Source organism: Romboutsia lituseburensis DSM 797 (genome assembly GCF_900103615.1).
Classification (GTDB): domain Bacteria; phylum Bacillota; class Clostridia; order Peptostreptococcales; family Peptostreptococcaceae; genus Romboutsia_F; species Romboutsia_F lituseburensis.
In genome coordinates this window covers 1-22,166 of the sequence record NZ_FNGW01000003.1, presented here as the reverse complement: position 1 = coordinate 22,166, position 22,166 = coordinate 1, and the positions used below count along the sequence as shown (strand labels likewise).

The window sequence follows — 22,166 nt, the reverse complement described above, 5'->3', positions numbered from 1 at the left end:
AGATGATATAGAAAATCAATTAATCGAATTTAAAATTCTCTTTAGATCTCTTCCTCACTATAATGAATTTATAGTCGATATATCTAGTACTATGATTAATAAAGATAAATAATATTTTAGAAAAATATAAAACCCTTAGATAAATTTTTATCTAAGGGTAATTTCTTTTTAATTTCTAGGACTAGTTGCTTCTTCTAATTCACTTAAATACTTTAAAGCTTCTTCTTGATTTGATCCACACATTTCTTTACAAGGTTTTAATTCTCCACACACCTTGGGTCTTTTGGGATTTTTAAATATTTTACACATATTATTTTCATCTAACTGTATACATCTAACGCCAGCAGGTTTTCCATTTTCCATTTTAGGTATATTAGATGTTATAGATGGTGCTATACAGCAAGCTCCACAATTTGGTCTACATTCCATAAGCTAAATCGCTCCTTAAGTTGATTTTGATATTTTTATATAGTACCATATATATAATTTTATATCTATACATTATAGTATTTAAATGTTTTTATACTGTTTTCCTGTTATTGTACTGCAATCATGCGAATCTGATCCTAATACAGTATGTATATTGTATTGTTTTACTAATTCTAAAAGATATCCATGTATATATGGCTCTTTGCAATACTGTTTTCTTATCCCTGATATATTAAAATCTAATTCATAGTCTTTTTCTTTCACTAATTTAATAACCTCTTCTAGTGTTTTATTTCCTGTATAATCATATGAAAAAATTTGATTATACTTTCTTACTAGATTTAGGTGTCCTAGTCTTTTAGGTTTATATTTACCTAAATCGCTATTTACAGCAAGTTTTAAAGTTTCATAATATTTATTATAAACATTTTCTAATGATCCTAACTTTTCAATTATTTTCTCAAAACCATCTACACTAGAGTCAATACAGTAATATTTATCTTCTATTTTTAACATATGGCAAGATAAAATAGAGTCTTCTATGTATTTACTGTATTTATCTAATTTAGACTTTATTTCTTCTTCATAGCCTTCTATAAAATCTACCTCTACTCCAACATTTATTTTTATTTTGTCTTTGTATTTATCTTTAATTCTTTTTACATCACTAAAGTAATTCATTAGCAGCCTTTCATCCATAGCACTATCTTTCTTAGGCGAAGGATCTTCAAAATTTTTAGGAAGCGGTAAATGTTCTGTAAATGTAATTTCAGTTAATCCTTTATCTATAGCATTTTTTACATATTCTTCAAAGTCATCATTGCTACCATGAGGGCAGTAAGGTGAGTGTATATGACCATCTTTCATATTCTTTCCCCCTTCTATATATTCATATCTTTATTTTTATATATTGCATAACTACTAATTACACAAATAACTATTATACATACACTAATTATAATATATTTAAGCTCAAATCCATTTTTCATAATATTACTTGGCACAAAGTAATCAAAAGGTGAAATATATTTTAGCCATTCAAAACTTTCCTTTAACTTACCTATCATTCCTATAAAGTATGAAACGAAAAATATTCCAATAGATATAGGAATAGCACCTCTATCAGATTTTATAATTGATGATATTAATAATCCTAATGACATAAACACAAATCCAATAAGTGTGATTCCTATAAATACAGATTTAATTTTAATAATTAAATCTATAACTGTAACATCCTCAGGTTTTACAATATAACAAATTCCCATTGCAAGTATACCTATAATCATAATATACATCAAAAATATTAAAACGATTGATAATAATTTTGATGTAACTATTTTTGTTCTAGTTATTGGTTTTGAATATAAAAATTCAATAGTTCCTTGACTTTCTTCTCTTATAAGAGAATTCACTCCCAATATTGCTCCATATATAGCACTTGCCATTGCTATATATTGAATTGCATATCCTAAATAATCAAATATATTTGTAAAATCAACAGCTACATCAATATTAAATGCCTTAAGTAAATCAACTGACATTCCCTGCATCTTTGAATTAACAATCTCTTTCATACCCATATCTTCCATACTTGGAAATAATGCCATAAACAATACTATTAAAAATCCACAAATTAAAGACCATACTATACCTGACTTTAATAATCTTTTAAACTCAAATCTAAATATATTCATTACTCTATCTCCTTATTTTTGTAATAGTCTAAAAAAGTATCTTCAAGATTTTCTTTTTCTATTAATAGTTCATCAATTTTAAACTTACTTATTTCTTTTATAAGAGTATCTATATCTTTTGAGTATGTAAATGTATATGAATTTTCTTTATTACTTAATAATTTACTACTTAAACCTAAAATTATTTCTTTAGTTATATCACTACTAGTTAAGGTTATCTTTAAGCTAAGTTTAGAAATTTCTTTTTCAATTTCTATTATATCTATGATTTTTCCATCTTTTATAACACATGCTCTGTCACATAAATTTTGAACTTCTGTTAAATTGTGTGAAGATAAAAATACAGTATTACCTTTTTCTTTCTCTTTTAATAAAATATTGAAAAGTTTATTCTGCATTAAAGGGTCTAATCCATTCGTAGGTTCATCTAATATTAATAATTTAGGACTATGAATTAATGCTTGAGCTATCGATACTTTCTTTTTATTTCCAAGACTTAGCTCTCCCATTTTTTTATTCATATCTAATTCTAATTCATTACAAATTTTATCAACATACTCTTGATCTATTTTAGAATAGAAGCTTTTTGAGTATTTTATAATATCTTTAACCTTTACATCCTCGTAATATCTTACTTCACTTGGAACATACCCTATATATTCTTTTATTTTTGAACTATCTTCAACAATATCCATTCCTAGTATTTTACTACTTCCACTAGTTGGATATATAAAATTTAATAATGTCTTTATAGTTGTTGATTTACCAGCTCCATTAGGTCCAATAAATCCAAATATTTCACCTTCTTTAACAGAAATATTTACGTCTTGTATTCCTCTATTCTTTCCATAATTTTTTGTTAAGTTTTTAGTTTCTATTATATTCATAGAATTTTCCCCTTTATTTGTAATTGTACTTTTTAATAGCTATATAATATTATTTCTTATAGTAAGTATACATAAACTTTTGTAATATATCACTAACTTAATACTATTTATTTGCTAAAAATTTTGCTTCGCTTAGGCTCCGATTACAGTAATTATCTATAGGTTATCAAGTGTAATAGTTACCTTAAGAGTAAAAAAGGAGAATACCTATAATTTAAGGTATCTCCTTTTTTATATTTAATTTCCTAATAATTATTAATATAAGTTTGTATATATTTTTATCATTTCTTCTTTTGTTATTTCTACATAATTATTTGCTAATAGTCTTTGTTGAGTACTAATCACGCTATTTGCAAATTCATTTATATCTTCTTTTTTCATTCCAAGATCTCTTAAGGGTTTTTTATTTAACAAATTATTTAGTAAAACTTCTATTTCAAAATAAATATCTTTTTCATTATCTAGTTCTAAAATATTAGCTAATAATTTATTTACTTCTTTTATTTTACCATCTGGATTTTTTATATTATACAATTTAAATACTTCTGTAAACATATGATAGTTGGCTTCTCCATGAGGAACATGGTAAACGCCACCTAGAGGATAAGACATTGCATGTACAGCTCCAACTCCTGTATTTCCAAATGCTATTCCTGCATAATTACTTGCTATTGAAAATTCTTTTAATAAACTTTTTCTATATTCAATACCATTTTTTATTATTTCTTTATAACCTTTTATTATAATTTCAATGGCTTTTATAGCAAATAATTCGCTAAATTCATTTGATTTTGGAGAAACAAAAGATTCTATCGCATGTATTAATGCATCTACTGAACTTGACATAAATACTTTAAATGGTAGGTTTTTCATTAATTCTGGTATAAGAACTGCATAGTCAGGTGTTAATTCATCTGATGCTAATCCTAACTTAGTATTTTTTGATTTAATTTCTGCTATAGATATATTTGTAACTTCGCTTCCTGTTCCACAAGTTGTAGGAATAACTATAAGTTCTTTTTCTTTTATAAGATCTACTTTTCTCTCAAATAGATCTAAGCAATTTTTTGTATCTTTAAATATAAGTAATTTTGATATATCAATTACAGTTCCCCCACCTATAGCTATCACTCTTTTATAATTTATATATTGTATATCTTTTATTATTTCATTTATCATTTCATCACTAGGTTCTCCATTGCCATATTTATTTTGAAGAACAATATTACATTCTAAATTTAAATCTTTTATAAATTCATTATATATAGAACTTCTAGTTAATAATAAGTCATCTTTTCCAATTTTAAATTCATCTACAAATTCTTTAAAACTATCAAATGCATGAATTTCTGTTAATAATTTAAGTTGTTTCATATAAATATCTCCTTTTTACTTTATGTATTTTATAGATTAAAACAAAAGTTGATACTCATATTATAACATTTCATATCTTCATATTGTATACAAAATAAAGATAGTAAAAATGTTGTTTTATATTCTTACTATCTTTATATAATTTTTTATAATTTACATTTTTTATTCCAAAATTTTTTTACCAATTCAATATCATTACTTCTGTTTTTTATTGGAAGAGAATCAAATACAATATCTTTGTACTTACTATTTGATGAGTCCCCTATTCTAGAGTCAAGAATTGCTACAATTCCTTTGTCATCGTGTTTTCTTATTAGTCTCCCTACTCCTTGTCTAAGTTTCACTATCATATAAGGAACGCTAACTTCCATTAAAAAATCATCGCAAGTATTTCTTTTATACTCAATTATTGGATCTGGTACTGGAAATGGAAGTCTAAACACTATAAGATTTGAAAGAGCCTTTCCTGGTATATCAATTCCTTCCCAAAAAGTTCCTGTTGCTAATAATACAGAGTCTTCATCTTTTTTAAATTCTTCTAATATCTCATCTTGTGATGATGACATACGTTGTACAAGTAATTTGTATTTTAAATCTTGCTTACTTAATATATTATATACTTCTTTCAAATCATTTTTTGAAGTAAATAGTATTAATGATTTACCTTTTGTAATTTCTAATAGCTTTATTATCTCTTGTGCCCCTTTTTTTATAAAATCACTTCTTTCATAAGTTGGATGAGGCATATTTTCTAAATAATAAATCATTGAGTTTTCATTATAGTTAAATGGTGAATACTTTTGAGGAGCTAAAAATCCTTCTTTTGCATCAAATCCTGTATTTTTTATAAAATATTCATATTTTTCTTCTTCATTTCCTTTACTTTTATCTGCTATAGTTGCTGATGTTAGTATAGTTGTTTTGGTTTTATCAAAATAAAGTCTACTTATCTCTTTATCTATATCTTTAGGACACGAAAAAATCTCTATACCTTTATTTTTTTCCATCCAGAATAAATTATTTGATTTATCATCTACTAAGTTTTCTAAGAAATATATTAAATTTTCTAATTCCTCAACTATATCTTCACTTAAGTTACTATCACTATAAAATTGTACTTTTTCATGAATGTTTTTAATATTTTTATCAATGTTAATAATTAATTCTTTATGTTTTTTTGTATTTATGAAAAATCTTTCAATTTCATTAGTTTTAAAGTTTTTGTCTTCATTTATCTGATTTTGTATTTGATTATTTAACTCTCCAAACCATTTGTCTAATAAATCATATACTTTTTTTATAGTTAAAGATAAATTATTTTTTATATTATTTTTCTTTATACTATTTCTAGACTCTTTTAATAAGTTTTTTATACTATTTTTAGTGTAGCTCTCTACTAAAGAACTTCTTACTTTATCTTCTAAATTATGGGCTTCATCTATAACTATTAAGTCTATATTGTCACTTAAAAGCCCTTTTTGACCTTTTTTTAATTTTTGAAAATGAACTGTTAATAAATCTTGATTACAAAGAATAACCCCTTTAGTTTCTAGCATATCATTTCTAAGTCTCATAAATCTACAAGTCTTAAAATATTCACATTTGCTGTGATCAGTTGCTTTTATAGATACATTTTCCCAAATATCATCATTTATATCTAAGTTTATAAATCGTCTATCTACTGTCCCACTTTCTATATACTTATAAAGTGTTTCTTCGTCTTCATTTACACCATCTTTATCTTTATAATATTCATCTGATCTTTTTCTGCAGGCAAAGTGAGTCATTCCTTTAGCTAATATTATTTCTGGCCTATGCTTTATATATGAACAAATCTTTTTTACATCCTTTATTAACTGTTCTTGAAGTGCAATTGTTGAAGTTGCTATTAAAACAGGTTTGTTGAATAACATGTTATAATACATTAATGGAACTATATATGCATAAGATTTTCCTATACCAACACCTGCTTCTACTATAGTATGTTTTTTTTCTTTTATCGAATAACAAATATCAAGTGCCATATCTTCTTGGCCTTCTCTTTGCTCAAATCCTAATCTAGGTATCTCATCCATAAAAAAATTCCAAACCAACTTTTCTAATTCTTCATATTTATCAACCTTATCTTTTTTGCTTTTGTTATCTGAAAACCAAAACATGTTTTTCTCCTTAAATATTTATTTTTAAACATTTAGCTTATATTCTATCATTTATATATTTTAGACTAATTATTATATCATAGTTTATCAAAGTTCAATTATATATATTTACCATTTTAATTTCATTTTAAACTAATTATTTTTATGTGACTTTTTAATATTAATTTATAAAATTTCATATTTTTTTAATTTTAGTTGTAACATTTCATACGTTTGTTATATAATATATATAACAAATAGTTTTAACAAACATTAACTTAAATGTGGAGGTGTAAAAAATGATTTTAAATTTAGATTTTAATAGCGATGTTCCAATATATACACAAATTAGAGAACAAATCATAAAATCTATTGCAAGCGGTGACTTAAAAATAAATGAATCTTTACCGTCTGTTAGAAATATGGCTGAAGAAATAGGTGTTAACCTTCATACGGTTAATAAATCTTATAACTTACTTAAAGAAGAAGGTTATATAAATATAGACAGAAGAAAAGGAGCTATTGTTAATTCTCTGCCTTTACCTAAAGATGATATAAATGAAAACAAGATAAAATCTATGCTTGATTTATTAGTTGCTCAAAGTTATCTTTTAGGACTGTCTCGCGAAGAATTTTTAGATTATGCAAGTAAATTATTTAATGATTATGAGGTGAAAGATTATGAATAGTACAATAGCTTTATTAATTAACATTCCAACACTTTTATTGCTTTATGTTTTGATATATTTTACTCAAGCTCTAAGTGGAAAAAGACAATTTTACGGAATTAGTTTAAATAGTGATTATTTTGATAAACCAGACTTTAAAAACTTAGATAAAAGATTTAAATCACTTGTTACTATAGGATTTATCTTGTTTAGTATAATAACGCTAGCTTTAATTTATGGATTTAATGCTTATGTAGCTTCTTCTATTGTACCCATGCTAGGTTTTTGTCTATATCAATTTGTAGTATATGTTCATATACACAATAAAGTAAAAAATTTAAAATCTGAGTTATCTTTAAATGATCCAAAGGTAGAATTAGAAAAAACGAAAATTATTTTAGATACAAAATTTATAAATGAAAAAAACATAATAATAAATAAATTTTCAATAGTTTTAGCTATACCTATTATTGCAGTTGTTTTAGTTGGAATTTATATGTTAATACAGTATAACTCAATACCAAACACTATTCCAACTCATTGGGGTATTAGTGGAGCACCTGATGATTTTGCTGATAAATCATTTGGCTTAATCTTAGCTCAAGTTGTTATGATGATTGGACTTAGTATTGTTATATATATTTCTTCAATATATTCTCTAAAATCTAGAGCTAAGCTATCTACTACTAGTATTGATAATAGTAAAAAACTTCATCTACGTTATTTAAAAAGTTTTGGGTATACATTCTTAGCTTTAAATATAAGCTGTCAAGCCTTATTTATAAATATTTTAATAGCTACTTTAAAAGGTGGAAATCTAAATACTCCTATTATGTTGTCTTCAACTATTATAATTGTATTATCATCTATTTATCTTACTTATTTATACTACAAGTCACCTGCCAAGGCAAAAGATGCTGTTTATTCAATTGATGATGAAGATTGTCTATGGATCTTTGGATGTCTTTATAATAATCCTAATGACCCTTCAATATTTGTAAGTAAAAGATTTGGAGTTGGTTGGACAGTTAATGTAGGAACAACTAAAGGTAAGCTAATATTTATATTACCATTTTTAATAATTCTATTATCTCTTTTATTTTTAACTTAATATAAAAAAGCAGTGTAAATAAATTGTACAATTTATTTACACTGCTTTTTTAATAAAATTTATTTTTTATGTTTTTTGTATTCCCATATACCATGAGCTTATCACTTTCTTGAAATATATAATCAGGTTTAGGAAAATTTATAATTTCATATCCCTGATCAATACTTAAAACTTTAATTTCTATACTACTTAACTTACTTTCTTTTATGCTCTTTCCTATTAAGTCACAGCTTTCTTCTAAATATACTTCACATATAGAATATCCTCTATGCTTAGTAATAAAATTTAAATACTTAGGATTTGATTTTCTCCATAGATAAGATTTTTCTACTAAATGTTCTATTAAGTCTTCTAAAACCTCTAATATAGGGCTTTTAAAAAAAAGTACTGCACATATTACAAATAATATTATTGCTGATAATGATTTTATATTAATTAAACTATTTGACAGCATATTAACTAGAAATGATATAAATGTTAAAGTACTTACATAACTTACTACCATTAATGCACTAGCTAATTTTCTTCTTATTGGATGCTGAGTTATTAATTCACTTTCCCTTGTTGTATATCCTGTACTTGTAAGAAGTGATATTACTTGAAACCTAGCTTTTTCTCTACTTAAACCTGTTAATCTAAATAGTACTGCAAATATATCAATTATTATTAAAAAAATTATCAAACATATTATAAATGTTGCAACAGTTCTCATATAGCACTCCTATTTTAATATATATATTAATTTTATGTAAAGAGTTGTTTATGAGTTACTTTTATAAAAAAACTGCTAATTAGAATTAGTTTAATTCTAATTAGCAGTTTTTTACTTATTTGTTATGCACTTACTTCTTCAACAGTTTTTGCACTTACTATATTAACGCCTGTATTTAATATATTTTCTATTATAACATCACCTACATTTATTGGTGCACTTACTTTTATATTATCTAGCACTTCCATTATTTCAAACATCATATCTTTAGGTATTGAATCTTGTGTTTTGACAGGAAGTAAGTTTAAATATGATTTTTCAAGTTTTACAGTTGAAGTTATAACTCGCTTAGGATCAGTTAATTCTTCTACTCCATATTTTTCCCCTCTCTTACAAGTGTTTCCTTCTACTTTATATCCATCATCTGTTTTAGTTACTACCAATGGACATCCCATTGGGCAAACTATACAAGTTATATTTGCCATCTTTTAAGCCTCCTCTACACTTACAGTTATATCCCCTGTAATATCTTTAAATAAATCTTTTCCTATTTTAATATTTTCCATTTCTGATGGTATCATGTGAGGTCGTCTCTTTTCTAAAATAACTTTATCATTACTTCTTACTACTAATTTTTTATTTTTGAAGATTGATCTTACTCTCATAAATAAGTTAACATCTTCACCACAACTTGTATCTATATTTTGTGGAACTATATATGTTATACCTTCATTAGCAACTGTGCTTACAGTTTCTTTATTCTCTAATTTATTTAAATAGTAAAGTGCAGCATTCTTACCTGCTATTCTACTTTCCTTTGTAACAAAATCAACTAAGTCATGAACATGAACAACATTTCCACAAGCAAATACTCCATCTATATTAGTTTCCATACTATTTCTAACTATTGGTCCACTTGTTCTTGTATCCAATTTAACACCTGCTTCAACACTTAATTCATTTTCAGGAATAAGTCCTACTGAAAGAAGTACTGTATCACATTTTATAAATTCTTCTGTTCCTTCTATTGGATTTCTATTACTATCAAGTTTAGATAAAGTTACACCTTCTACTCTTTGCTTTCCATGAATATTAGATATTCCTGTGCTTAACATTAAAGGTATATTAAAGTCATTTAAACATTGAACTATATTTCTAGTTAAACCACTTGAGTGAGGATTAACTTCTACTACTGCTTTAACTTTTGCACCTTCTAAAGTCATACGTCTTGCCATTATAAGACCAATATCACCTGATCCATATATAACAACTTCTTTTCCTACCATATAACCTTCCATATTACTAAGTCTTTGTGCTGCTCCAGCATTATATACACCTGCTGGTCTATATCCTGGTATATCTATAGCACCTCTAGTTCTTTCTCTACACCCCATAGCTAAAACTACTGCATCTGCTTTGATATTTATTAAACCATCTTCTCCCAATGCTTCTATAGTTTTATCTTCACTTATATTAAGAACCATAGTATTTAACATATAATCTATGTTTTCGCTTTTAGCCATTTCTATAAATCTTTGAGCATATTCAGGACCAGTTAGTTCTTCTTTAAATTCATGTAGTCCAAATCCATTATGAATACATTGGTTAAGTATACCACCTAGCTCTCTATCTCTTTCTATTATAAGTACATCTTTAGCTCCATTTTTTTTAGCTTCTACTGCTGCTCCTAATCCTGCTGGTCCTCCACCAACTACTACTACATTATATTTCAACTAACTCACCCCTTAACTCTTTTACTTTTCCTATAACCATGTTTGATTTTTCATAATCTTTTAAAACTTCTTCTACTGGAATTTTTAATTCTCTAGCTATTATTTCTACTACTTTAGGTCCACAAAAACCTCCTTGGCATCTACCCATACCAGGTCTAACTCTTCTTTTTATCCCATCCACAGTTCTTGCACCACATGGTCTATGAATTGCATCTATTATCTCTGCTTCTGTTACAGTTTCACATCTGCAAATTATTTTTTTATGATTTTCATCTTGTTTTATTACTTCATCTCTTTCTTCTTTAGTCATATGAGAGAATGGTTTATTTTTCTTTCTAATAGGATTAAATTTTTGATTTTTTACAAGTTCTAATCCTTCTTGTTCTAGTATTTCAACTACATATCTAGAAACAGCTGGTGCTGAAGCAAGACCTGGTGATTCTATACCACCTACATTTATAAAGTTTTTGCATTTTTGAGATGCAAATATCATAAAGTCACCTGTACTAGGTGTTGCTCTAAGACCAGAGAAAGATGTAATTGTTTTTCTAAAGTCTATATTTTCAATGCTTTTTCTTGAATTTTCTACGATTTCATTTATTCCATCTCTACTTGTTGATATATCTTCTTTGTCTTCTACTGGAGTAGCATTAGGACCGACTAATAGGTTTCCATGAACAGTTTGAGTTACAAGTACTCCTTTACCCTTTTCTGTTGGACATTGGAATAATGTATGATTTACCATTTTACCTTCTGACTTGTCTAATACTTTGTATTGACCTTTTCTTGATATTATATAGTATTCATCTCCACCTACCATATTATTTATTTTATCTGAGTATACTCCTGCTGCATTTATTACATATTTAGACTTTATAACTTCGTCATTTTCTAATTTTATATTAAAAATATCGTTTTCTTTTTTTATATCTATAACTTTTGCCTGTAGTTTAAGCTCTACTCCATTAGTTATAGCATTTTCCATAAGAGCTACATTTAAATTAAATGGACAAACTATTCCTGAACTTTCACATAACAAAGCTCCCACTACATCTTTATTTACATTAGGCTCTATTTCAATTACTTCTTCTTTATTTAAAAGTTTAAGACCTTCTGCCTTGTTAACTAGTCCTCTATCATAAAGATCTTTTATATGTTTTTTATCTTCTTCATCAAATGCTAATACTAAGGCACCATTTTGCTTAAATTCTACATCTAATTCTTTGCAAAGTTGTGGATAAAGCTTGTTTCCAGCTACATTTAATTTTGCTTTCAAACTACCTTCTTTTGCATCAAACCCACCATGTACTATTGCACTATTTGCCTTAGTAGTACCTTGGCATACTTCTACTCCCTTTTCTAGTACTAATGTTTTTAAGTTGTATTTAGATAATTCACGAGCTATTGAACTTCCACTAATTCCAGCTCCTATTATTGCTATATCATACATTACTTTCCCCTCCTCAGTTTTTTGCAAAAAAACAGAGAGAGCCCCTATACATTGTATAGAAGGCTCTCTCATCTCTTAGCCATAAATATTTTAACATTATTTTTTATAAATAATGAAACGTTTTCTTTTATACCTTAATTATATACTATTTGCCAGTTAATGTCACTAATTTTTCTTAATTTTCTACAGTTGCTAATTCTTTTGCAAATTCTTCATCTTCTCTTGCCCAATCTAAACTTCTTTGAACTGCTTTTTTCCACCCTTTATATAATACATTTCTCTTAGCTTCACTCATATTAGGCATAAACTCTTTATCTATTACCCAAGAGTTTTTAATATCTTCTTTGCTGTCATAGAATCCTACTGCAAGACCTGCTAAATATGCAGCTCCTAATGCAGTTGTTTCGACAACCTTAGGTCTATTAATATTCGCATCTAATATATCAGATTGGAATTGCATTAAGAAATTGTTAGCACTTGCTCCACCATCAACTTTTAGTCCTTTTAATTTAAGACCTGAATCTTCTTGCATTGCATTTAATACATCCTTAACTTGATATGCAATAGATTCTAAAGTAGCACGAACTAAATGTGCTCTATTAGATCCACGAGTTAATCCCATTATAGCTCCTCTTGCATACATATCCCAATAAGGTGCTCCTAATCCTGCAAATGCTGGCACTACATATACTCCATTAGTATCCTTTACGCTTTCTGCGTAGAATTCACTTTGTTTTGCATCATATAAAACTCTAAGTTCATCTCTTAGCCATTGTATACTTGCTCCACCTATAAATATACTTCCTTCTAGAGCGTATTCAACTTTTCCATCTACACCCCAAGCTATAGTTGTTAATAGTCCATTTTTAGACTCAACCATTTTTTCTCCTGTATTCATTAGCATAAAGCATCCTGTTCCATAAGTGTTTTTAGCACTACCTTCTTCAAAACAAGTTTGACCAAATAATGCTGCTTGTTGATCTCCTGCACAACCTGCTATTGGAATTTGTGCTCCTGATAACATACCTTCATCAGTATATCCATATATACAACTTGATGGCTTAACTTCTGGTAACATACTCTTCGGTATGTTTAATATTTCAAGGATCTCATCATCCCATTTTAATTCTTTTATATTATAAAGCATTGTTCTTGCTGCATTTGAATAATCCGTAACATGTACTTTTCCACGAGTTAAGTTCCACATTAACCATGTATCAACCGTTCCAAATAATAAATCTCCATTTTCAGCTTTTTCTCTTGCACCTTCAACATTATCAAGGATCCATTTTATTTTAGTTGCTGAGAAATAAGCGTCTAGTATAAGTCCTGTTTTTTCTTTTATTAAACCTTTGTATCCTTTAGCTTCTAATTCATCACATATTTGAGATGTTCTTCTACATTGCCATACTATAGCATTGTATACTGGCTTTCCTGTATTTTTGTCCCATACTATAGTTGTTTCTCTTTGATTTGTTATACCTATAGCACAAACTTCATCTGGTCTTATTGAGTTAGTTTCTAAAACTTCTCTCATTACACCACTTTGACTTCCCCATATTTCCATTGGGTTATGCTCTACCCAACCAGCATTTGGATAAAATTGAGTAAACTCTTTTTGGGAAGTAGCTACTATATTTCCTTGTTTGTCAAATAATATAGCTCTTGAACTTGTAGTTCCTTGGTCTAAAGACATTATATATTTTTTTTCCATTTGTATTCCCCCAGTAATTTTAAATAAATTATCTTATATAATATAAGTCTTAACAAATAACCTTACTTAATATTATTTTGCGCTTTCTGAAACTTCTTCGTCTTCCATATACTTTCTTACACCTTTATCAAACACAAATCCTGCAAGTAATCCACCTATAATTGGTCCAACTATTGGTACCCAGAAATACATATTAGGCCCTAGAGCATCTACACCCCATCCAGCCATCATAGCAAATAATTTAGGCCCTAAATCTCTTGATGGATTCATTGCAAATCCTGTTAATACTCCAAAACTAGCTCCTATTATAGCTATAGTTAAACCTATCATAATTGGTGCTAAATTAGCGCCTGGTCTGTTAGCATTTTTAGCATCACCTACTGCTAAAATTACCATTACTAAAAACATTGTTATTATTATCTCTACAAATAAAGCTCCTAAAGTACTTATTTGAGCATGTGGATATGTAGAGAATACTCCTGCTGTAGCAAGACCATCTGCGCTAGCTCTTACTATATTATTAGTAGCTTCATAAGATATAAATAGATTTTTAAATAAGAAATACACAGTTGCTGCACCTACAAAGCATCCTAAAACTTGAGCTACTATATATGGTATTACTTTTTTCTTAGGGAAATCCCTATAAACCATTAAGGCTATTGTAACAGCTGGATTTATATGAGTACCTGACACTGCACCTGTTATGTATATTGCCATTGTTACTGCTAATCCCCAGATGATTCCTATCTCCCATTGTGAAATACTTGCTCCATTTAATACTAGCGAAGCTACAGAACCACACCCAATAAATATAAGTATCCAAGATCCTATAAATTCAGATATGCACTCTCCCATTAATGTTTTTTTCAACCCAATTCCTCCTTTTAATATTCATTTTTAGACAAAAAGAGAGAGCTATCCTATAGTAACAAACTAAGGGCTCTCTCTCTCTCCAGCCTAATATTTAATTTAATTAAATAGTACTATGAAAACTTTTTCCCGTCAACATTATTTTGCAATTGTTAATTAATAGACATTCTTTTTTCAAACTTTTTAAAAAATTGGTCTTACCACATATTTTTGTCTGTAGTAGATACTGCCATCCCGCCTGATGATAACACTTTTATAATTTCATCTTTCTCGTTTATCAAGCCTCCGCAGATAATAGGAATGCTAGGAAAAGTTTTATGCATTTTTTTAATTACTTTAGGAATTATTCCTGGCATAATTTCTATAGCTTGAGGCTTAACCCTTTTTAGGCTATCTATTGCATTTTCCAAAGACATTGAGTCTATAAAGAAAAACCTTTGCACGACTCTTAAATCTAATTCTATCGCTCTCTTAACAATATTTGTTTTAGTTGTTATTATTCCATCTAAATCTAAATCTTTTTTTATATAATCTACGATCACTGGGCTTGATGATATACCAGATATCATATCCACATGTACAAATACTTTTTTATTATTTTTATGTAAATAGGCTATTTTTTCCTTTAAAGTTAAAATATCTCCTGTTAATAAAAATACAATATCACAATCTGATTTAATTACATCTTCTATATCCTTATCATTTTTTATAGCTCCTATTATAGGATTCATTTCTAATAGTTCTCTCATATTCCCCTCCAACATTATTTCTCTTATTTATTATACCACCATTTATTATATTTTTTATATAAATATTAAAAGCCAACTATATATTAATATATAGTTGGCTTTTAATATTCCGCTCATATTTAGATTCTCTTTAAATAAAAAATAGGTTTTAATTTGTGTATACCAAGGAGAGTAGTATACTTAAATTAATTGTATTACATCTTAACTTATAATTCATTAATTTTTAATATACTTATTTCTACAAATTATCTTATATAAACTTTAATAAGTCTTCATAGTCCATATCTTTGTTCTTTTCTTCTTTTATAAGTTTCATAAGAGGAATTAAATTCATCTTTGATGTATATAATATTATTCCATCTATATCAAATATAGCACTTTTGTATTTTTTCAGTTTTATCTTTCCCCTATTTTAATGTTTAATTGCACTTTAGATTATATACATATTAATAATTATAAACAATAGATAAAAAGTTTCTATTTTTCTAAATTAGATAAATTATACTTACTCATTTTATCTCTTAATTTTCCAGCTTTTTCTGCACTTATTATATTTTCACTTACCATTTTTTCTATAGTAGTTGGTCTAAGAGCTTTCTTTTGTCTATCGTATCTTTTTAAAGGAGATTCAAATTTATCACTTCTCATTTCTTTATTTAAGTAGTTATTTATATTATTTATATCTATAGTGGTTAAAATATTTTCGTTTTTTAATTCATCTATACAAGATTTCCAAATAAATTGAGCTCTTTTAATTTTTTGTTCTTCTACTGTATACTTATATTCCATGATTGGCTCTTTAGCATAAGAGCAATTTACACTTGTACAAATTAATAATAATGAACACATAATAAACATAATCAACTTACTTTTATTTTTGAATTTCATTTAAAAACCTCCAATATGTATTATTTTACTAATATTATGTGTACTAATTTACAATAATTCTATGGTAATTTAATCCTTTAAAGTAAACTTATAAAAATATTAATTAATAACCAAATTATAATTGAATTATAATTGAATTTATATTTAATATACTTTAGTTTTTTAATTATTTGTATTTATGATATAATAAACCCATAAATTAACATAAGGATGGTAAAAACTATGACTAATAAAAGAAAAAAAGGATTTTTGGCAAGTATACTTGCAGGAGCTTTAGCTTTAGTTGGATGTTCATCAAATGAATCAAGTGTTGATGAAGTAAGAACTCCACCAAAAGAATTACCAGTTGCAACTATAGTGTTTAAAGATTTTGGAACTGTTGAAGCAGAACTTTATCCTCATATAGCTCCTAATACTGTAAATAATTTCATCGAACTATCTAATAGTGGTTTTTATGATGGGCTTACATTCCATAGAGTCATAAAAGATTTTATGGTTCAAGGTGGTGACCCTGCTGGAACTGGTATGGGTGGACCAGGATACAGTATAAAAGGTGAATTTACAAAAAATAAGTTTAAAAACGACTTAGCTCATACTGAAGGTGTTTTATCTATGGCTAGAAGTCAAAGTAAAGATAGCGCTGGAAGTCAGTTCTTTATAGTAACTAAAGATGCTTCTCATCTAGATGGTCAATATGCTTCTTTTGGTAAAGTTACAAAAGGGATGGATATTATTCATAAAATAGAAAATGTTGAAACAGGCGCTAATGATAAACCTGTTAAAGATGTAGTAATAGAGTCTATTAAAGTTGATACTAAGGGAGTTGAGTATCCTGCTCCTAATAAGATGTAATTATTCTTAATTAATAGAAAAAAGTCTATAGATTAATAAATAAAATAATTTATTAATATCTATAGGCTTTTTTATTTTCAAATTAAGTTTTATTTATATAAAAGCTCTTAACCATGCTTTAGTTTCTTCATCTGCAAATGTCGCATCTATACTATTTAAGTATATTTTTTTATAATCTTTATTATTAAACTTAAAGTTATCAGATATTAAGTTTATTTCATCGGTTAAATCTATATTTGAAACTGTTCTATTGTCTGTATTTAATGTAACCTTTATATCATCTTTATAAAAATCTAATAATGGATATTGTTTAAAATCTTCTATAGCTTTAGTTTGTATATTGCTAGTAGGGCACATTTCTAATACTACGTTATTGTTTTTTACTAAATCATAAGCTTCTTTCATATCTTTAATTCTAACGCCATGACCTATTCGTTGAGCTCCTAATAACTTTATTGCATCTATTACATTTTGACCACTTGCAGCCTCACCTGCATGAATAGTAACTTTATAGCCATAACCTCTTGCTTTATCAATTACTGATTTGAATTTAACTGCAAAACCTTCCTCTTCTGGACCTGCTAAATCTATAGCCACTACACCTTTATTTAAAAATTCTTTTCCTGACTCTACTGTTAAGTCAGCATCCTCTACACTCATATGTCTTAAACAAGATAATATAACATTTCCCCTTATGTCATATATCTTTTCAGCTTTATTTATCCCATTTATAACACTCTGTATTATTTCTTTAAAGCTTAAACCTCCTTGAGTATGAAGTTGTGGTGCAAATCTTATTTCTATATATTTAACATTTTCACTAGCTGCATCCTCTAATAATTCAAATGCTACTCTTTCTAAACCTTCCTTAGTTTGCATTATCATATTAGGTAAATCAAATCTTTTTAAATATTCATTAAGTGATGTACAATCCTCAGGTACTTGAACTAGCTTTTTTATTTCATTTTCATCAAAAGATGGTAATGTTATATTTTCATTTTTAGCTATATCTATTATAGTGTTTGCTCTAACGCTTCCATCTAAATGGCAATGTAATTCTATTTTTGGTAATTTTTTCGTCATAATATCGTCCCCTTTTTTATTTATTTTTTATATTTATATTAATTTTATGTATAAAAAAAAATTCTTAATTACAAAGAAGTTTTTCATACATAAATATGTATAACTTCTTCGTAATCAAGAATTATTGGTTCTTGGTAGAGACCCCCAAACCTTATTATTGGGGTTATACGAAAGATTTATTTCTATATACTTTATTATATTTTTTTTATATTGTCAATACAAATTTTCAACTTTTTATTTTAAGCAATGCATATGATTTTTAACATCTTTTGAAGGTACTACATATGCTTGGCCTTTAGAACAAAAGATTGAGTTTGATGTATATTCACTATCTGAATCTTTATTATATCCTGTTTGTTCTATTACCTCTTGACTATTATGGCATATATCGTATCCATCAAATACTAAACTTATAGTTCCATTACCTTTTGTAAATGTAGCTAATTCTAAACTATATTCCATAAAGGTAGCAACAGGCCCTCTACCCTCTATTATTGTTTTATCTTTAAAAGTTTCTGGAGGATTAAATTCTCCATTCATTTTTTGAATGTCTGATAATACTCTTCCCATATTATTTAAATCTACTTCTATTCTAAATTTGTAATATGGCTCCAGTAAAATACTTTCAACTTTATCTAGTCCTTGTCTTAATGCTCTTAGTGTTGCTTGCCTAAAATCGCCTCCACTAGTGTGTTTATTATGTGATCTTCCTATTAATAATGTTATGCTTAAATCAGTTAAAGGATAACCACAAAGTACTCCTTTATGTTCTTTTTCAAATAAATGAGTCCTTATTAAGTTTTGATTTCCAATTGATATATCATCTACATGTGCATTATTTTTAAATGTTATATTAGAATCTCTTTTATTTGGCTCTATTAATAAATGTACTTCTGCATAATGACCTAGTGGCTCAAAATGACCATATCCTATTGTTTTTTCTTTTACTGTCTCTTTATATAATATTTCACATTTTCCAAATTCAATATCTATACCAAATCTATTTTTTATAACATCTTTTAGTATTTCTAATTGAATTTTCCCCATGACATGTATATGTATTTCTTTTAGATATTCATCCCAGACTAGATTTAATGCTGGTTCTTCAGAATCCAGTATTTCAAAAGCATTTAATATATCTTTTATATTTAAAGACTTATCAAATATAACTTTTGATTTTAGCGTTGGAATTATCTCATTTTTATTACTTATTTTATTTATATCGTTTAAATTATAATCAATTTGACATATATAATCTTTTGAAATCGCTTGTGTTATCCCTGTTACTGCAAATATTTGACCTGCTTTTATATCATTTACAGCTTCATATTTATTTGAATTGTAAACTCTAATAGAATTAATTTTTTCACTTAAAATTTTATCTTTATGATTGTATTTTACTTCATCTTTAACTTTAAGTTTTCCTTGAAGTGCTTTTATATAGGTTATTCTATTTTTATTTTCATCGTATTTAACTTTATAAACTTTTCCTATAAATTTTTTATTTTCATCATAAGATGTATAAGTTAAAAAATCTATTTTTTGTAAACATTCATCTATACCTATATCATGAAGAGCTGATCCTTTTAGTAGCGGATATATATTCGATGTTTTTACCATTTCTTTTAATCTATTTATCCACAAATCATTTTCATACTCATCATTTAAGTATTTTTCAAATAATAAATCATCTCTCTCTGCTATGAACTCTATAAGTTTATCACTAAGTTCGTTATTATTTTCTATAGTTAAATTTTCACTTAAATCAATTACATCACTCGTTAAATTGTCTTTTATATCTTGTATTAAAAGCTCTATATCTGAGCCTTCTCTATCTGTTTTATTCGCAAAAAATATTATAGGAATATTATTATTTTTAAGTAGCCTAAATACTGTTTTAGTATGAGATTGAATTTTCTCAACTGAACTTATAACTACTACTGCATAATCCATTATACTTATAGCTCTTTCCATATCCGCAGAAAAATCTATATGACCTGGTGTATCCACTAAGTAGTAATTTGAATTGTTATATTCAAATACACCTTGTTCTGAAAATATAGTTATTCCTCTTTGTCTTTCTATTTCATGATTATCTAAAAATGTATTTTTAAAATCAACTCTACCTCTATTTCTAATTGAATTTGTATGGTAAAGTATTTGTTCGCAAAATGTTGTCTTTCCTGCATCTACATGTGCAAGTACCCCAATAGTCTTATTCATTTTCCACCTCATTATTTTGTCATTAGTTTATGTTAATTTTAGTTACTATAGGTAACCTTTAAAATTTAAATGTGAGTTAAATATATGTCGTTTAGATTCTTCAATATCCTTTTTATTTGCTAAATTGTTATAATAATATAGCCTTAATTTATAATCGGTATTATCTCTATTAAATGCATATCTTTTATGCTCTCCTATGCAAGCTGCAAGTACATGAGCCATTAAATCTATTAGATGAATTAATTTATATGCATTATTTCTTGAATAAAATCTACCATCACCCATTACATGCGCTATATAATTTCTATTAAAATATGAGTTGTCTCTTGCTATTTGATGCTTTGTAAATATTATCTTTTCTGATATATCAATAAATGCTCTTATGTACTCATCAACTATAAATGGATGTGGTATTTTTTCATTAGAATTATTGTATTCTAACTCAGCCCACTTATTTAAAAGTTGATGTTCTTTTGGTTTCTTATCTATAGATCTAAACTCATATAAAGATAATAATATTCCCTCTATTACAGGTGTTAATATCATTACTGTAGATATATATTCTTCTCTAAACAAACTTAAATATGATTGCTCTATTATATGTGAAAACTTATTTATATGATTTGTTTTCATTATTAATGATACCATGTTCAAAGCTCTTAAGTGAGGGCTTATTATGTATGGTTCTAATATTTTTATGATTTCATTTTCAATGTTTTGTGTTTCATATGTATCGTACAACTTATTTAAATCTATTTCTGTACATAGTTTTTCTAATTTTAATATATCTATTTCATTTATATCCTCTGCTATTACAGAGAAACCAAATTTAGTTATTTTTTGATTTATTTTAAATAGTCTTATCTGCAAATCATTATAATAAGATAATTCACAGTTGTATTTTTTAGGCTCTATTAAATTTAGCTTATTTTTTTCTCTTATTTCTTCAAAAACTTCTCTAATTGCTCTTCCCCTACTTTGAGATTGTTGTTTTATACCTAGCTCTTTTATTCTTACAACATATTGATCTCCCTTTTTTTCAAATAACATAGGATATCCAAATACAAATTTATTAAATGACTTATCCATAATTCTCCCCCAATATGTTATTAATTGAATTTAAATATATAAAAAACACCCTTTATTATATATATTAAAGAGTGTTTTAATTTATTAAATTAATATTTAAAGTTAAATCCAGCTAATTAATATGGTTAGCTGGATTTGTTTTCTTAATATTTAATTAAACTTTACTCGTATACCGAGTATAAAACACAGTTATTAAATATAGTATTTTCAATGTTTTCGTTCAATATTTTTTAAAATTGTCAGTAGCTATTGTCAGTTTTTATTCTTAAAAAGTAAAAACCACATATTTATCCACATTTTATCCACACAGTAGGGGCTAGATTACTAGCCCCTATTTTTAATTATATTTCTCTTTCAAATATTGTAAACATAATATATATATTTTTTTATATAAATTAGTTTTTATATATAGACATGCACTTTTTCAATGTCATTTCGCATACGTATATATTAACTAGCAAATAAATTAGTATACGCTTCTAAACTGGTTTAGAAAATT

At 26.7% G+C, this 22,166-nt stretch carries 20 protein-coding genes and 1 riboswitch; of the genes, 3 read left to right on the top strand and 17 right to left on the bottom strand.

Going from position 1 to position 22,166, the window contains the following annotated elements; genetic code table 11:
• Nucleotides 1-168: 168 nt before the first annotated feature.
• The 6 genes from BLP75_RS05940 to BLP75_RS05915 form a co-directional block, all read right to left on the bottom strand.
• Complete coding sequence (locus tag BLP75_RS05940; RefSeq protein ID WP_092724738.1) at nt 169-429, bottom strand: YkgJ family cysteine cluster protein; 261 nt, start codon at nt 427-429, stop codon at nt 169-171.
• An 81-nt stretch (nt 430-510) separates the two neighbouring features.
• Nucleotides 511-1,296 carry a histidinol-phosphatase HisJ gene (hisJ, locus tag BLP75_RS05935; protein ID WP_092724737.1) on the bottom strand — a complete coding sequence of 262 codons (786 nt, stop codon included), beginning with the start codon at nt 1,294-1,296 and terminating at the stop codon, nt 511-513.
• 14 nt (nt 1,297-1,310) lie between these two features.
• Nucleotides 1,311-2,126: an ABC transporter permease subunit gene (locus BLP75_RS05930; RefSeq protein ID WP_092724736.1), complete on the bottom strand. Its 816-nt coding sequence runs from the start codon at nt 2,124-2,126 to the stop codon at nt 1,311-1,313.
• Nucleotides 2,126-3,013 carry an ABC transporter ATP-binding protein gene (locus tag BLP75_RS05925; protein WP_092724735.1) on the bottom strand — a complete coding sequence of 296 codons (888 nt, stop codon included), beginning with the start codon at nt 3,011-3,013 and terminating at the stop codon, nt 2,126-2,128. The genes BLP75_RS05930 and BLP75_RS05925 overlap by 1 nt, the downstream gene beginning before the upstream one ends.
• Nucleotides 3,014-3,268: 255 nt before the next feature.
• A complete protein-coding gene (locus BLP75_RS05920) occupies nt 3,269-4,387 on the bottom strand; it encodes a 4-hydroxybutyrate dehydrogenase (RefSeq protein WP_092724734.1) in 1,119 nt (372 codons plus the stop codon).
• 146 nt (nt 4,388-4,533) lie between these two features.
• Nucleotides 4,534-6,546, bottom strand: a complete 2,013-nt coding sequence (locus tag BLP75_RS05915) for an ATP-dependent DNA helicase (protein WP_092724733.1) — start codon at nt 6,544-6,546, stop codon at nt 4,534-4,536.
• Nucleotides 6,547-6,824: 278 nt separating this feature from the next.
• On the opposite strand from BLP75_RS05915, the gene BLP75_RS05910 reads away from it, so the two are divergent.
• Together BLP75_RS05910 and BLP75_RS05905 are read left to right on the top strand one after the other, a co-directional pair.
• Entirely contained in the window at nt 6,825-7,214 is a 390-nt protein-coding gene (locus BLP75_RS05910; RefSeq protein ID WP_092724732.1) for a GntR family transcriptional regulator, read from the top strand.
• Complete coding sequence (locus tag BLP75_RS05905) at nt 7,207-8,304, top strand: DUF1648 domain-containing protein (RefSeq protein WP_092724731.1); 1,098 nt, start codon at nt 7,207-7,209, stop codon at nt 8,302-8,304. The genes BLP75_RS05910 and BLP75_RS05905 overlap by 8 nt, the downstream gene beginning before the upstream one ends.
• Before the next feature lie 49 nt (nt 8,305-8,353).
• Here the strand turns inward: BLP75_RS05905 and BLP75_RS05900 are convergent, their stop codons facing one another.
• From BLP75_RS05900 to BLP75_RS05865, 8 genes are all read right to left on the bottom strand, one after another.
• Nucleotides 8,354-9,016, bottom strand: a complete 663-nt coding sequence (locus BLP75_RS05900; RefSeq protein ID WP_092724730.1) for a TrkA C-terminal domain-containing protein — start codon at nt 9,014-9,016, stop codon at nt 8,354-8,356.
• Nucleotides 9,017-9,138: 122 nt separating this feature from the next.
• Nucleotides 9,139-9,501 (bottom strand): DUF1667 domain-containing protein, encoded by a 363-nt coding sequence (locus BLP75_RS05895; RefSeq protein WP_092724729.1) that lies wholly within the window; start codon nt 9,499-9,501, stop codon nt 9,139-9,141.
• Nucleotides 9,502-9,504: 3 nt separating this feature from the next.
• A complete protein-coding gene (locus BLP75_RS05890; RefSeq protein WP_092724728.1) occupies nt 9,505-10,749 on the bottom strand; it encodes an NAD(P)/FAD-dependent oxidoreductase in 1,245 nt (414 codons plus the stop codon).
• Nucleotides 10,739-12,199 carry an NAD(P)/FAD-dependent oxidoreductase gene (locus BLP75_RS05885; RefSeq protein WP_092724727.1) on the bottom strand — a complete coding sequence of 487 codons (1,461 nt, stop codon included), beginning with the start codon at nt 12,197-12,199 and terminating at the stop codon, nt 10,739-10,741. Before BLP75_RS05885 ends, BLP75_RS05890 begins: the two co-directional genes overlap by 11 nt.
• Nucleotides 12,200-12,374: 175 nt before the next feature.
• Nucleotides 12,375-13,913 (bottom strand): glycerol kinase GlpK, encoded by a 1,539-nt coding sequence (gene glpK, locus BLP75_RS05880; protein WP_092724726.1) that lies wholly within the window; start codon nt 13,911-13,913, stop codon nt 12,375-12,377.
• A 72-nt stretch (nt 13,914-13,985) separates the two neighbouring features.
• Nucleotides 13,986-14,783: an MIP/aquaporin family protein gene (locus tag BLP75_RS05875; protein ID WP_092724725.1), complete on the bottom strand. Its 798-nt coding sequence runs from the start codon at nt 14,781-14,783 to the stop codon at nt 13,986-13,988.
• Between the two features lie 197 nt (nt 14,784-14,980).
• Nucleotides 14,981-15,532 carry a glycerol-3-phosphate responsive antiterminator gene (locus BLP75_RS05870; RefSeq protein ID WP_092724724.1) on the bottom strand — a complete coding sequence of 184 codons (552 nt, stop codon included), beginning with the start codon at nt 15,530-15,532 and terminating at the stop codon, nt 14,981-14,983.
• A 477-nt stretch (nt 15,533-16,009) separates the two neighbouring features.
• Nucleotides 16,010-16,420 carry a hypothetical protein gene (locus BLP75_RS05865; RefSeq protein WP_092724723.1) on the bottom strand — a complete coding sequence of 137 codons (411 nt, stop codon included), beginning with the start codon at nt 16,418-16,420 and terminating at the stop codon, nt 16,010-16,012.
• A gap of 222 nt (nt 16,421-16,642) precedes the next feature.
• Here BLP75_RS05865 and BLP75_RS05860 point away from each other — a divergent pair, with 222 nt between their 5' ends.
• A complete protein-coding gene (locus tag BLP75_RS05860; protein WP_092724722.1) occupies nt 16,643-17,272 on the top strand; it encodes a peptidylprolyl isomerase in 630 nt (209 codons plus the stop codon).
• Between the two features lie 93 nt (nt 17,273-17,365).
• Here BLP75_RS05860 and add read toward each other — a convergent pair whose 3' ends face one another.
• From add to BLP75_RS05845, 3 genes are all read right to left on the bottom strand, one after another.
• Nucleotides 17,366-18,355, bottom strand: a complete 990-nt coding sequence (gene add / locus BLP75_RS05855) for an adenosine deaminase (protein ID WP_092724721.1) — start codon at nt 18,353-18,355, stop codon at nt 17,366-17,368.
• 91 nt (nt 18,356-18,446) lie between these two features.
• Nucleotides 18,447-18,546, bottom strand: a riboswitch (purine riboswitch).
• Nucleotides 18,547-18,589: 43 nt separating this feature from the next.
• Nucleotides 18,590-20,578, bottom strand: a complete 1,989-nt coding sequence (locus tag BLP75_RS05850; protein ID WP_092724720.1) for a GTP-binding protein — start codon at nt 20,576-20,578, stop codon at nt 18,590-18,592.
• Between the two features lie 45 nt (nt 20,579-20,623).
• Nucleotides 20,624-21,667: a hypothetical protein gene (locus tag BLP75_RS05845; RefSeq protein WP_092724719.1), complete on the bottom strand. Its 1,044-nt coding sequence runs from the start codon at nt 21,665-21,667 to the stop codon at nt 20,624-20,626.
• Nucleotides 21,668-22,166: the final 499 nt, after the last annotated feature.